Raw genomic sequence first — 13,615 nt, forward strand, 5'->3', positions numbered from 1 at the left:
CTTTATTACAAATACTCTCCAACTATTTCCATTGATTCTTCACTGCCGCTAATGACCAAGCGATCTCCACTTTGTAGGATTGTATCCCCATTAGGAGTAATTGCACGTTCCCCTCTATAAATTGACAAAATAAGTGTGTCGCCTAAGAAAGGAAGTTTTCGCAATGGAAGATTATCATACTTCATTCCATCTAAAACAAACTCACGGATAATTTCATCATTATCAGTTAATAACCTAACAAGACTTGGACTGTGGACTAAAGCCTTCAAAATCATTTCACCAGCAAAGGAATTTGAATATACCACTATTCCCTTATCACTATAAGCTTTGTTTAGTTTCGGGTCTTCAATTCTTACGATTATATTTTCAAAACCTATGTCCGCTGCGTAGTCTGCAATTTCAGCATTAAATGCATCGTTACTCGTTACGACGATTATTTCATCAAAGGATTGGAAAATATCTTTTTCAATTAATGTCTCCAATGTTAACGAATGTAGCTCTATAATTGGAAATTCATTGCCTGGTTCGATTTCAATCTTACCTTGCTTTTCCGAATAAATACTAACCTGATAATTACTCTTTTGGAAGTTAAGACTTGCCCGAAGTGCAGCGCGATTAGCACCAATAATCGCAAGTCGTTTTTCACGTTCCACAGCTTTCGGAGCAATTCTTGCATATAATATCGGTGAAGTAAAACAAGTCAAAATCGCGACTAGAACGATGGCACTATTCATTCCCTCTGAGATAATTCCCATTTGTAGAGAAACAGTTGCCGCAACAATCGCAAGGCTTAACGTTGATGTAAGTAACATCCCTGAACTTAATACTTCATCCCAAGAAAACCAGCGCTTAAGAAGTAGTGTGGGAACATTACGAGTGATAAAGAGAAAAATTAATACGATTGGTATTAACAGTAATATACTGCGATTCTCAAGCAAGGAAGCAAAGTCAAATTCGACCCCGACCATAACAAAGAAAATCGGAATTAAAAAACCATAACCAAAACTATCTAGTTGACGGACAAATTCTCGGTCAGGTGATAGGAGTGATACAACGACCCCAGCTAAGAATGCACCAAGAATGTTTTCAACACCCATCGTTTCTGACAGAGCAACGAATAACAAAATCAATGCAAAAATACCACGTGTACCGATTTGTGCTGTTCCTTTTTTCAATGCATCAAGTGCAAGATTGCTCTTTTTTCGGTAAAAATTAAGCAATATATATAGAAGAAATACGAGTAAGAGTAATAATGCAATCCACCAAACAATCGTAGTATCTCCATTTTTAAATGCAAGATAATACGCAAATAGTATCATTGTAACAAAGTCTGAAATAACTGCGATAAGTAATACTGTCTGTCCTAATTTCGTATTTAGCACTTTTCTTTCTTTTAATACTGGGACGACTACACCTAAAGAAATCGTTGATAAGATAATTGTCATGAAATATGGATCATCTATCATTCCAAAGTTTACGAGAACTAAGGATAATGCATACGCAAGAGCCAACATAAAAGTAAAAATAATAGTCGAGATGACGAATGGATTTACTTCTTTTGTTTTTCCAGCGTTATTTCGTTTCTTGACACGAAAGGAGTTGAAATCAATTTCCAATCCACTCAAGAACATTAAATAGATAAGTCCAAGACTGGATAGTAATGCAAGCCAGGCATTATCGACGTCAATGAGGTCTAAGCCACTCTTCCCAATAATAATCCCAGCAATAATTTCTGCTACAACTATTGGAATAATTTTCAATTTTAATCGCTGCAATAAAATCGGAATAAAAAATGCTACACCTGTGACAATCATTAAGGAAATGATTGAAGTTGCTCCATGATCCATATTTACCCTTCCCATCTTCAAAATTTCTGTTAAATTAACTTCATCTGTCTTAAAGTTGTAAAGCACTATTAAACAATAGATTAAGGCTTTTGTCTAGGGGTTAAATATTAAAATTTAGAAGTTTAGATTTCATACTGTAAAAGCTCATTTTAGCGGAAATCCCGAAGTGGACACATAATATCCCGAAGTCGCCATACAAAATCCCGAAGTAGACACAGAATTTCCCGAAGTTGTCACAAAAAATCCCGAAGTTCACAATTCACCGCACCATTACTCTGACTTCTCCTCTCAAAACTAAGCTAGCGGTAGGCGTTGATGTGTTTTATGGGAGTTATTTTGGTGAAACGCCCAAGTTCACTGGGAAGTCGCCCATGTTCACACGGAAGTCGCCGAAGTTCATAATAGAGTTATCCAATGTTCACAATTAACTAGCCCAAGTTCACAAATTCACGAAACCATCACAAGAGCCAGCTGCAAAACCGCACAAAAAAAGAGCCAACACCTACAAGGCATCAGCTCTTTTTAAAATATCTACTTATTCTAGTCCTTCTGTCCACTCGTCAACTCTATCTTGGTTTGCTTCAACCCAATTAGCGGCAGCTTCTTCTGGTGAAGCTCCTTCTGTAATATCAAGCATTACCGCTTCGATATCATCTGTTGTCCAGTTGAAGTTATCAAGAAGTTGGTATGCAACAGGATCGTCTTCTTCTAAGCCTTCACGAACCATTGTGTTGATTGTTTCTGCATCACCGAATGTACCTTCAGGATCTTCTAAATATTTCAGGTCATACTCTTGGAACTTCCAGTGTGGAGTCCAACCAGTTACAATAATGTCTTCTTCACTGTCAATAGCTGAACCAAGTTCTGTTGTCATTGCACCACTTGAAGAAGTTTGAACTTCCCAGTCAGCCATGTTGTCGTACTCATCTAATGTACGTTCTGAAGCAGCTACAACACCAGCACCAGGTTCGATACCTGTAATTGTTTGGTCAGCTTCATCTGTTAAATCAGCAATCGAGTTAACATCCATATAAGATGGAACAACTAAACCAATTTTAGCACCTTCTAAGTTAGGTCCTAAATCGATCATTTGATCACCGTACTCATCAAATTGTGCACCGTGTGTTCCAGGTAACCAAGCAGCAACCATTCCATCTACTTCACTTGTTGCTACTGCCTCCCACATGATTGCGTTATCTAGTGGTGTTAAAGTTACATCGTATCCTAAGTCTTCAAACACTTTACCAATAACATGTGTTGAAGCTACTTCTGTATCCCACTGAACGTAAGATAATTCAATTGCTCCAGCTTCAGTAGATGTGTCACCAGATTCTGTACCAGTGTCCTCATCTGCTGCGCCACAACCTGCTGCAAATAATGCTAACGATAAACCTGAAATAAGGCCTAGACGTTTTAAATTAAACTTCATACTAAAAAACTCCCTTTTTACTTATTTTGTTGCTATATATGGAAACTTTTCATATTGAAAAGATACCAACTAATTAATTAGTTTTTTCTTTACTTAAGTTTTGTGTCATTCTGTCAATGATGATAGCTAAGATTACAATTGCTACACCAGAAACAAAACCTAGCCCAACTTCTGAACGTTGAAGGGCAGAAAGAACTTCTCTACCAAGTCCACGTGCACCAATCATTGAAGCAATTACTACCATTGATAGTGCAAGCATTACCGTTTGGTTAATCCCTGCCATAATCGTTGGTCTTGCCATTGGTAATTCGACTTTAAATAATTTTTGTGAACCAGTACTACCAAATGCATCAGAAGCCTCAACGAGCTCTCTTGATACCTGGCGTATACCTAAGTTTGTAAAACGTACGGTAGGTGGTGTTGCAAAAATAATAGAAGCAAACACCCCAGGAACCATTCCAATTCCAAAGAATGCAACAGCAGGTATTAAGTATACGAATGCTGGCATTGTCTGCATAAAGTCTAGGACTGGTGTAATTATTACTTCAGCAACTTTACTCTTCGACATGAGAATTCCAATTGGAACTCCAATGATAATAGATAGTAAACTTGCGACAAGTACGAGTGTTACTGTGTTCATTAAATGATCCCAATAACCCTGGTTATAGATAAACCATAGTCCTACAATAGAAAAGACCGCGAGTCCTAACTTTTTACCAGTGATAAAGAAAGCAATAAGAGCTACTGCGAGAATCGTAATGAGTGGTGGAATATTCATTAAAATATCTTCGGAAACAAAATCCATGAAATTTCCGAAATGTTCTTTGATTGGATCAAAAAGAATGGAAAATGTATCGGTAATCCAACTGACACCATCTCTTGTCCATTGTGCTACTGGGATTTCAGGAACAACATCTAAAATTGAATTAAGCATTATTCTGTGTCACCTCTGCTTCCCCTGCAAGTGCAGCAATTACGGCTCCACGAACAATGATCCCGACCAATCTACCTTCCTCAACAACTGCAACAGGTGTTTGAGAATCATAAATAATGGAGAAGATATCTTGTAGAGCAGTATCTCTCTCAACAGTTGGGATATCAGTTCTAAGAATTTGTTTTAGATCACTAATATCTTCTTTTCTAGCCGTTAGTAAATCATCTGCAAAAACATAGCCTTGTAATTGTCTATTTTTATCCGTTACCAGAATACTTGAGAGACCTTCTTCACGCATTCTTTCTAAAGCAACACGTGGACCATGGTTCTCGATTTGAACCGTTTCTGGACGTTTCATAATGTGTTCAGCAGTTAGAACTTTCGATTTATCAACATCTTCAACGAATCTTTCTACATAATCATTCGCAGGATTTACAAGAATTTCTTCAGGTGTACCTATTTGAACGATGTTTCCATCTTTCATTAAAGCAATTCTATCTCCAAGACGTAATGCTTCATCTAAATCATGTGTAATGAATAGGATTGTTTTCTTCATCTTCCCTTGAAGTTCGATAAGTTCATCTTGCATTTCTTTACGAATAAGGGGATCAAGTGCAGAGAACGCTTCATCCATGAGAAGCACTTTTGGATCATTTGTAAGTGCGCGTGCTAACCCAACTCTTTGCTGCATTCCACCAGATAATTGGCCGGGACGCTGTTGTAGGTAATCACCTAAACCAACAAGTTCAAGAGCTTCTGTTGCACGTTTTTCTCTTTCTGCTTTGTCTATTTTTTGGATTTCTAAACCGAACGCTGCATTTTCAAGAACGGTACGGTGTGGAAATAAGCCGAAGTTTTGGAAAACCATACTAAGTTTTTTACGTCGAACTTCTCTTAGGTTCTCTTTATTCATTGTTGCGAGGTCTTCCCCATCAATGAAGATATTACCTTCCGTCGGTTCAATCAAGCGGTTAATTAATCGGACCAAAGTCGATTTACCACTACCTGAGAGTCCCATGATTACAAAAATCTCGCCTTCCTCAACAGAAAAGCTTGCCCGGTTTACCCCAACGGTTGTACCAGTTTTTCTTAATATTTCTTCCTTACCAAGTCCTTCATTTAAAAGACTTTGTCCTTGCTTTACATTTTTACCGAAAATTTTCGTTAAATTCTTTGCCTCAATAATTGGCATTCTTACACCTCTTCACTTCGATTTCCTTGTTACTAGTTTGTCCGCTCAAACTCATTTTAATCTTCGGTAATATTTTTTACCTGAATTAAAACAATCACCATCTCAGTATATAACTTTAAATTTTTTGACTCAAACGGCAAAAACTGCTCATTCTGTTCATATTGTATAAAAAGTTTATACTTTACGGAGTTCATTCGTTATTCTTAGAAGATTCCTCGGATTTCCTTCCAAATGCTTGGAAAGAGAAGGTTTTTATTTTTTTGGTTATAGTATATCCTTAATATAAGGCATTTTAGGAGGTTTTTATGAATATTAATCATGAAACGAATAGTGAAGCGATTGTTACGGTATTTTCGAAGACCGTTGAAATGTTTGGTTTATCTACATTAGAATCACGGTTATTTGCATATATGTATTTAGAAGATAAGCCACTGACATTAGATGAGATGAGTCAAGCCCTTGGAAAAAGTAAAACGGCAATGAGCACAAATATTAGAAGTTTATCCGAATTGAATCTCGTTTCTCAGGTTTGGAGAAAAGGGGAGCGAAAAGATTTATATATTGCGAACACCCAACTTTTAAAATCATTTTTTGACTTCTACTTTCATAAATGGGTAAGTATGACGAGTCGACAAAGAGAATTATTAGAACAACTTAAAGATGAGGCTGGACAAAATTGGGACGAGAAGAAGGATAATGAAGAACGTCTGCAGTACTTTAGTAAACTAGAGCAGATCATTCATTTTCATGAAGAATTGGAATCAGCATTTAATCGCGTAAAACAAGAAGTGAAATAGGCAATAATTTTTCTAAATCTTTCTTTCATTCGGTGAATTTTATGATATTATTTTAATAAACACTTGAAGGGAAGCCGAACGAAATGAACCCGTTACTCATTGAATTTCCAGAAGAATTTACAACTGAAAGACTAATCATTCGTGCGCCTAAGCCTGGTGACGGAAAAGCAATCCATGAAGCAATGATGGCTTCTATCAAGGAATTAAAGCCTTGGATGGCATTTGCACAAAGCGAACAAACTTTAGAAGAGACTGAAATTAATGTCCGCAATGCAGCTATTGCTTTTCTAAAAAGAGAAAACTTGAGATTGCATTGTTATGACCGAGAAACAGGTGTATATATTCTTACCTCTGGGCTACATCGAATGGACTGGAATGTACGTAGATTTGAGATTGGTTATTGGATTGATAGCCGCTATAGTGGTAAAGGGTATGTGACTGAAGCTGTTGAAGGGATTACAAATTTCGCATTTGATGTACTAGATGCGAATAGAATAGAAATTAGATGTGATGAGAGAAATATAAAAAGTAGAGCAGTACCAGAAAGATTGAACTTTAAGCTTGAAGGAATATTGAAAAATAACGCATTGTCTCCTGATAAGAAAGCAATTATTAATACTTGCGTCTATGCTAAAACAAAATAAATCTTTGATTGATTTCAAATTTAGACTCCAATAAGGGGAGGAAACGCCATGGAAACAAATCGTTTCGAAAGGCTAGAGCAAATCATTGAAGAAATCAGGGATGCTACGGATGAAAAGACGGTTGCCAAATTGGAACTTGATAGGTATTCAAGGTTCGTCATTAGATTGGAAAAATTCTCGGAAGATTGTCATCGATGTCAGGAATTAACCGACAAGATGGAAAAACAATTAACCTCAATCCATGAAAAAATCGATTCGTTGACAAAACAAGATATAAAAGAACATTTTAAAATAACGGAGGAAATTTCCTCCCATTTGCAAAAAGAACATAAGTTAATCCCTAAGGGTTATCATATGGGAGTTTATATGTCGCTTGGAATCAGTTTTGGTCTATTAGTTGGGCTAATCTTTTTTGATAATGTTGCAATTGGCCTGCCGCTTGGAATGGTTATAGGGATGGCGATAGGTATGGGGAAAGATAAGGAAGAAATGAAAAAAGGAAATGTAATATAAAAAGAAGAAAAAACCAGTGGAGTTTAAATTCCACTGGTTTCTTTAATCGGATAAACAACTTCCTCACCAAACTTGGGCATTTTCCAATACATAGTAAAAGCAAGACAAATAGCTATTACAACGGCACTAAAATAAAATGGGTAATTAATATCGACATCATAAAGAATTCCACCAAGAACGGGTCCGAATACGTTGGCTAAAGAAGTAAAGAACGAGTTCATTCCGCCAACAAACCCCTGATCTTTTCCAGCAATTTTTGATAAATAGGTTGTGACGGCTGGGCGAATTAAATCAAATCCAATGAAAACGGTAAAAGTTACTGCCATTACTGTCCAATAGGAATTAGCTAGTGTCATAGCGAAGACCAATATAGCTGATACAACTAGGGACCAGCGAATAATATTGATTTCACCCATCCATCTTGTTAAAGGGTCAAATAATAAAACTTGGAAAATAGCCCCAATAATTGCTCCTCCAGTAATCGCAATCGCTATATCTGAAGGTGTAAATCCGAATTTATGATTCGTAAACAGGCTAAAAAAGGAATCAAATGCAGCGAGCCCAAATGATGAAATGAAAATCACCACAAAAGCAATAAAGAACATGGGTACAAAAACTTTTCTAATTCCGCTTTTTCCGATTTCTTCTGCAAGATCTGGCATATCATCTTTTTTAACTTTTGGTTCCTTTAATGTAATAATTGAAAGGACAGCTACAATCAATCCACAAGCTGCAGCTGAGAAAAAAGGGACTCTCGTGCCGATTTCTGCTAAGAAACCACCAATTCCAGGTCCAATAATGAAACCGGTACTAATAGTTGCAGACATATAGCCTAGCGCTTTTGGTCGCTCTTTTAATGTTGTAATATCAGCAATAAATGCAGTTACAGCAGGCATAATGAATGCGCCACTCACCCCTCCAAGGATTCTAGAGATAAATAATACTTCAATTGTGTTTCCCAAACCAAATAAAAATTCGGAAAAACTGAAGATAAATAGTCCAATCACGATCATGATTTTACGACCATATTTATCAACTGCTTTTCCAGCAAACGGTGAAAAGATTAATTGTGCTAATGCGAATGCTGCTGTTAGATAACCAACAACCGTCCCACTAACATCAAGTTCATTCATAATCGTTGGTAATACAGGGATAACTAAACCAATCCCCAAAAACACAAAGAATATATTTGCTAATAAGATGGCGAGCATCCTATCTTTTTTCTTTTTCATTTTTCATTTCTCCTATACTTCAACGTACCATTAGAACAAGAGAATTTTACTCCTTTTTTCACGTACTTGCAATATCAAATCGTCTCAAAACGAAAATATAAATACTTTGTTAACAAAATAGACATTTATAGTGATGAATAAGCTTCTAACGACTTACAAATACCTATAGATTTTGAAAGATGATAGAATAATAATATCGAGTGAAAAATGTAGGGAAAGTTGGATTACATGTTATTTTATATAATTGCAATCGTAACGATAATCATAGACCAAGTAACTAAAATATATATTCGGACGAACGTTGAAATGTATGAAAGATTTACATGGCTTGGAATGGAATTTACTTATATTGAGAATAGTGGAATGGCTGGAGGATTTTTCCCAGGTTATGCAAGAGTCTTTGGGGTAGTCGCTATTTTCTTTGTTATATTTGTCTTTTACATCCGAAAATCTGACGAATGGCGCGGTGGATTCATGGACATTGGATTAGGACTTCTTGTAGGGGGAGCAATTGGTAATGGGGTCGACCGAATGATTTTTGGAGAAGTGACTGATTTTATTGTACGTTCTGGAGGAATTCTTAATATTGCGGACCATGCGTTAGAACTCGGGATATTAATATTGTTGGTTTATTTGCTTATTGAGTGGGTGAGAAGTAAAAGATCGAAATCTAAGGATGGGCCGCCAATAGAGGAAAACGAATATGATATAGAAGAGGGTAAGTGACGAGATGACAAGTCTATTTTATACTCAAAACATTGAGCAATAAATATTACATTGGAACGTACACGAGGAGGTTTCTAAATGGCGGATATTAATCTACCTCACCGATTCTTGAAAAGCTTGTTAAGTTATTGTCCCACTAATTCGGATATTGAAAAAGTGATTTTATATGGATCTCGGGCTCGAGGTGACTTTAAAATAAATTCCGATATTGATTTAGCCATCTATACAGTTCCTCTTTCGCATAGTGAACAAAACTTAATAGAAAATACGATTCAAGAAATCCCCACATACCTAAAAGTTGATGTTGTATTTATGGATAGACGATTGAAGAAGGAAATGATAAAAAATATAAAAAAAGATGGGGTCACTTTGTATGAGCAAAAAGAGGCTTTACGATGGGATTGAAGTTTGTAATAAAACTAGAATTAAACTGGATAAATAATAAGACGAAAAGGATTTCACATAAAGCGAAACCCTTTTCGTCTTTTTTATTGCCCAGCTACATCACGTTTTGTGAAGAAAGCCCAAGCTAATGCCATAAATATTACATAATAAACAAGCAACATGGTGACAGAAAATCCAAGTGTCATTCCTTCAATCATTGGTGTGTTACCGTTAAAGTATTGTGATAGGTCTGTGTTAGCAAATAAGATATATTTTGCCCAATCACGTTCCATGAAGAAAAAGACAATTTGGTTTCCAGCAAACATAAGGAAGATAGCTAACCCAATTGCAAGTGCGCTGTTTCTGAATGCTGCTGAAATCATAAAGGCGAAGGTAGCCATCATGAGCAAGTTTACGAGACTAAATCCATAACCAGTCATAATTTCACCGATAATAGAAACGTATTCAATCCCACTTTCTTTGTAAAGTGCAAGATGAGGATTCATACCATCAAATCCGAGTAATAGTCCGCCGATTAACCAAGACAATGCCAAGACAACAAACGCTGTTACGAATGAAAAAATGAGTACGGAACAGTATTTAGCTGCTAATATTTTTGTGCGTGATATTGGTCGAATAAGTAGTAACTTAATTGTACCCCAGCGAAATTCATTCGCGATAATACCAGCCGCAACAATAATGGTGAATAGGCTAACAAGTGAAAGTAACATTTGATTTTCCATCACAAATTGCCAAGCACCATAGCTTACGGGTTTAATATCGTTTTCAAGGTAATAATTATTTCTTTCGATTATTTCTGAATTATAAGCTTCAAATCCAGGCATTTCAATGTTTTCTTCTATTAAAACAGCATTTTCCTCTTCAAGAGTTTGTCTCCAAGTATCTTCTTCATAGGTTGTAAATTCTCCATAAGTTTTTACAATAATTGCTGCTCCTAGAATAATGACGGTTAAGAGTACGTACATAGCGATAGTTGATTTTAGACGATATATTTTAATGAGTTCGTTTTGAATGAGTTTTATAAAATTATTCAATGACATTCTCTCCAATCAAATCAAAGAATTTATCCTCGAGCGTTGCTTTCGTAGCACTAACGCTATAAATTAGAATGTTTTGTTCAACTAGTGATTGAATCAAAACTGGGATATTTTCTTTTTCAATTTGGAAACTCAGCTTCTCATTTACAACAGTGGCAGGAGTCTTCGTTTGCACGATTTCCAATGCTTTATCCACTGGTGTTGCTTCCATTTCTACCTGAACGAGCGCAGTTTCTCCAGCAGTAACATTATCTTTTACATCTTGAATCGCTACGAGTTCACCATTTTTAATAACGCCAATTCGGTCACACATTAATTCAATTTCCGCTAAAAGATGGCTAGAGATAATTACAGCAACACCTTGTTCTGTTGCTAATCTACGAATATATTGCCTGATTTCTCTAATGCCAGCAGGATCAAGTCCATTTGTTGGTTCATCAAGGATTAGAACTGATGGTTTATGTAACAACGCTTGTGCAATTCCAATTCTTTGGCGCATTCCAAGTGAATAGCGTCCAACCTTTTCCTTCAATGCTTTTTCAAGACCAACTAGACTTACCGCTTCATCAATGTCTGCTTGCGTAATTCCAGGAATCATCCTTGCATACTGTTGCAAGTTCTGGGCTCCTGTTAAAAATGGGTAGAGTTCAGGATTTTCTACAATCGCTCCGACTTCACGAACTGCTTCTTTAAAATTAGATTTTATACTATTACCGAGAATATGTACGTCACCTTCAGTAATACTCATAAGTCCAACCATCATTCGAATGGTAGTTGTTTTCCCGGCGCCATTAGGCCCAATAAGTCCAAATACTTCCCCTTTATTGATCGTGAAAGACAAATCTTTAATGATTTCTTTCTTGCCAATACGTTTGCTCACATTCTTTAATTGCATGGCAGCTTCTGTCATTCATTTCCCTCCTAAATCTTTCTGTCTTGTACATACGAGAAACCTTTGGAAGAAGTTTCATATTTTTGGGAAATTGAATAATTATCCTCACGAGTTATGTGGTATATCAGGAGGATTTTGTATAGTTATTTGATTGACTTTTCATTGATTAAAAGGGATCTTAATGGAGCTTTACTATCGGCCAGTAAAAGTCTCGAGATGGTTTTTGTTGACCGATAGAGCCTATCTATCGGCCACCAAACTTCGGGAAACAATTTTGAGTGACCGATAGAATGCCTTTATCGGCCACCAAACTTCAGGAAACAATTTTTATTGACCGATAGAACGCTTTTATCGGTCACCAAATTTCGGGAAGCAATTTTTATTGACCGATAGAACGCTTTTATCGGTCACCAAACTTCGGGAAACAATTTTTATCGACTGATAGAATGCTTTTATCGGCCGATAAAACTCCAGAAGCAGTTTTTATCAGCCGATAGAAACTGAATGCATACGGATCTGAATAATATATTCTTTAAAAGCTTATTACACACATCAAAAAAGAAACAAAAAGATCGTAAAAGACTTTAAAAGATTATGTCTCGCGACAGAACACGATGACTTCATATGGGGTAGTTTGTGCTGGAATGCTTTTTGTAGTAGGTCCGTAACTGACGATTAAATTACGATTTGATAGAGACGCAGTAAACGGTTGGGCATTTGTAAGGTAAATCGGGGTCTGAGAAGAAATATTTAAACGTAAGCTACCGTCGCTACTAAGTAATTGTTCATCAAAATAATCTACCTTCGCATTTTCATAAGGACTTTCCTTTACAATAACTAGAGCTTTATATTGTGGCGGATAAATAAGAATGACTGGCACATCGCCATCATAATACCCTGTGATCCAGTCACCAATAGAAACTATTTCGTGATTGTAAAAGTAAGTATCTGGTCCGGCAATAAAGTTTACGATCAAACCTTCATTATTTTCAACGGTAATAAACTTTAAGCAACCAAATTGTGTATCATTTGGATCGCCTATCATATCTTCTATTTGTGTGATTCGACCACGAAAGGAATGGAAATTTATTTTACTCATTTCAGTGTCTCCTCCTGCTTTTAGTATTACAATATGTATTTTAAATGTAGTGGTGATTTAAAAATTCACTGTCATTCATGATGAATTATATTAATGAAACCATTTCAACTCTTCACTCGTAAAGTAGGAAAGAACTTTAATAGAAGTAGGTGAACGCCATGTTAGGATTTTTTCGCCGTTGGAAGCGTCAACGAACTATTAATAAAGTTAAGGCTGGAGATGGTCACGCTCTAAAAGAATATCGCTTTTATCATCTGCTTTCTCGTTCCCTATTTTATGCTAGATTACGAGAAGAGGATGGAGAAATTCATACATATGCTGTGGATGTAAATTACTTCAGTGAGGAATCAAAAGCTGATTTGTATCGTGATGGGAAGCATGCAGCTACTTCAAAGCTTCCTGCAATTTTCCCTGTTCCAGATGGGGTTATAGAAGTAGGAGTAAGTACTTTCGGGTTAACACGGATGCATTACGTGACGAATGAAAAAACAGAGCATCAGCTATATCCTGACAGTGCATCTACAGAAGGACTTCGTATGAGGTTTGATGCAAAATATCCGAATATAAGCAGATTTATTGGATTACTAGCAGTGATTATATTGCTTACTTCCATTGTAGTTGGTCTGCCACAATTATTAGAAGTCATTACGAGCTTCCCAATTATCTACGAAAATATTGGAACCTTTGAATCTCCTATCTCTTTACCAAATTGGTTGAACTCAACACTATTTACAGCAGGGATAATAGCGGCATTGGAGCGCGCTCTGACGCTTAGAAATCACTGGTTGATTGATATGGAGACGACTTGGTGGGATAGTATTGGATAAGAAAATTTTTAAAAGTCATTAGACATCCTGTTAATTGTTAC

14 protein-coding genes are annotated in these 13,615 nt (G+C 36.4%); 6 read left to right on the plus strand and 8 right to left on the minus strand.

The genetic code is table 11. The features are described 5' to 3' along the window. Positions 1-5: 5 nt before the first annotated feature. The 4 genes from ACXYMZ_RS12780 to ACXYMZ_RS12795 form a co-directional block, all read right to left on the minus strand. Positions 6-1,847 (minus strand): monovalent cation:proton antiporter family protein, encoded by a 1,842-nt coding sequence (locus tag ACXYMZ_RS12780; protein ID WP_458948793.1) that lies wholly within the window; start codon positions 1,845-1,847, stop codon positions 6-8. Between the two features lie 535 nt (positions 1,848-2,382). After that, complete coding sequence (locus tag ACXYMZ_RS12785) at positions 2,383-3,276, minus strand: glycine betaine ABC transporter substrate-binding protein (RefSeq protein WP_458948794.1); 894 nt, start codon at positions 3,274-3,276, stop codon at positions 2,383-2,385. A 73-nt stretch (positions 3,277-3,349) separates the two neighbouring features. Next, positions 3,350-4,210: an ABC transporter permease gene (locus ACXYMZ_RS12790; protein WP_458948795.1), complete on the minus strand. Its 861-nt coding sequence runs from the start codon at positions 4,208-4,210 to the stop codon at positions 3,350-3,352. Then, positions 4,203-5,402 (minus strand): quaternary amine ABC transporter ATP-binding protein, encoded by a 1,200-nt coding sequence (locus ACXYMZ_RS12795; protein ID WP_458948796.1) that lies wholly within the window; start codon positions 5,400-5,402, stop codon positions 4,203-4,205. The genes ACXYMZ_RS12790 and ACXYMZ_RS12795 overlap by 8 nt, the downstream gene beginning before the upstream one ends. Positions 5,403-5,707: 305 nt before the next feature. On the opposite strand from ACXYMZ_RS12795, the gene ACXYMZ_RS12800 reads away from it, so the two are divergent. The 3 genes from ACXYMZ_RS12800 (at position 5,708) to ACXYMZ_RS12810 (ending at position 7,356) form a co-directional block, all read left to right on the plus strand. Then, entirely contained in the window at positions 5,708-6,199 is a 492-nt protein-coding gene (locus ACXYMZ_RS12800; protein ID WP_458948797.1) for a GbsR/MarR family transcriptional regulator, read from the plus strand. Between the two features lie 83 nt (positions 6,200-6,282). Continuing rightward, positions 6,283-6,843: a GNAT family N-acetyltransferase gene (locus tag ACXYMZ_RS12805; protein WP_458948798.1), complete on the plus strand. Its 561-nt coding sequence runs from the start codon at positions 6,283-6,285 to the stop codon at positions 6,841-6,843. Between the two features lie 48 nt (positions 6,844-6,891). Then, on the plus strand, positions 6,892-7,356 hold the full coding sequence (locus tag ACXYMZ_RS12810; RefSeq protein WP_458948799.1) for a hypothetical protein: 465 nt from the start codon (positions 6,892-6,894) through the stop codon (positions 7,354-7,356). A 23-nt stretch (positions 7,357-7,379) separates the two neighbouring features. Here ACXYMZ_RS12810 and ACXYMZ_RS12815 read toward each other — a convergent pair whose 3' ends face one another. Further along, on the minus strand, positions 7,380-8,588 hold the full coding sequence (locus ACXYMZ_RS12815; RefSeq protein ID WP_458948800.1) for an MFS transporter: 1,209 nt from the start codon (positions 8,586-8,588) through the stop codon (positions 7,380-7,382). 228 nt (positions 8,589-8,816) lie between these two features. Here ACXYMZ_RS12815 and ACXYMZ_RS12820 point away from each other — a divergent pair, with 228 nt between their 5' ends. Then, on the plus strand, positions 8,817-9,314 hold the full coding sequence (locus ACXYMZ_RS12820; protein WP_458948801.1) for a signal peptidase II: 498 nt from the start codon (positions 8,817-8,819) through the stop codon (positions 9,312-9,314). Between the two features lie 78 nt (positions 9,315-9,392). Next, positions 9,393-9,719: a nucleotidyltransferase domain-containing protein gene (locus ACXYMZ_RS12825; RefSeq protein WP_458948802.1), complete on the plus strand. Its 327-nt coding sequence runs from the start codon at positions 9,393-9,395 to the stop codon at positions 9,717-9,719. Positions 9,720-9,802: 83 nt separating this feature from the next. On the opposite strand, the gene ACXYMZ_RS12830 is transcribed toward ACXYMZ_RS12825, so the two are convergent. The 3 genes from ACXYMZ_RS12830 to ACXYMZ_RS12840 form a co-directional block, all read right to left on the minus strand. Further along, positions 9,803-10,753 carry an ABC transporter permease gene (locus ACXYMZ_RS12830; protein WP_458948803.1) on the minus strand — a complete coding sequence of 317 codons (951 nt, stop codon included), beginning with the start codon at positions 10,751-10,753 and terminating at the stop codon, positions 9,803-9,805. Then, positions 10,746-11,666, minus strand: coding sequence for an ABC transporter ATP-binding protein (locus ACXYMZ_RS12835; RefSeq protein WP_458948804.1), 921 nt, complete (start codon positions 11,664-11,666; stop codon positions 10,746-10,748). Before ACXYMZ_RS12835 ends, ACXYMZ_RS12830 begins: the two co-directional genes overlap by 8 nt. 574 nt (positions 11,667-12,240) lie before the next feature. Next, complete coding sequence (locus tag ACXYMZ_RS12840; protein WP_458948805.1) at positions 12,241-12,747, minus strand: hypothetical protein; 507 nt, start codon at positions 12,745-12,747, stop codon at positions 12,241-12,243. Between the two features lie 158 nt (positions 12,748-12,905). On the opposite strand from ACXYMZ_RS12840, the gene ACXYMZ_RS12845 reads away from it, so the two are divergent. Continuing rightward, positions 12,906-13,574 carry a hypothetical protein gene (locus ACXYMZ_RS12845; protein WP_458948806.1) on the plus strand — a complete coding sequence of 223 codons (669 nt, stop codon included), beginning with the start codon at positions 12,906-12,908 and terminating at the stop codon, positions 13,572-13,574. Positions 13,575-13,615: the final 41 nt, after the last annotated feature.

Source organism: Oceanobacillus sp. CAU 1775, from assembly GCF_054482815.1.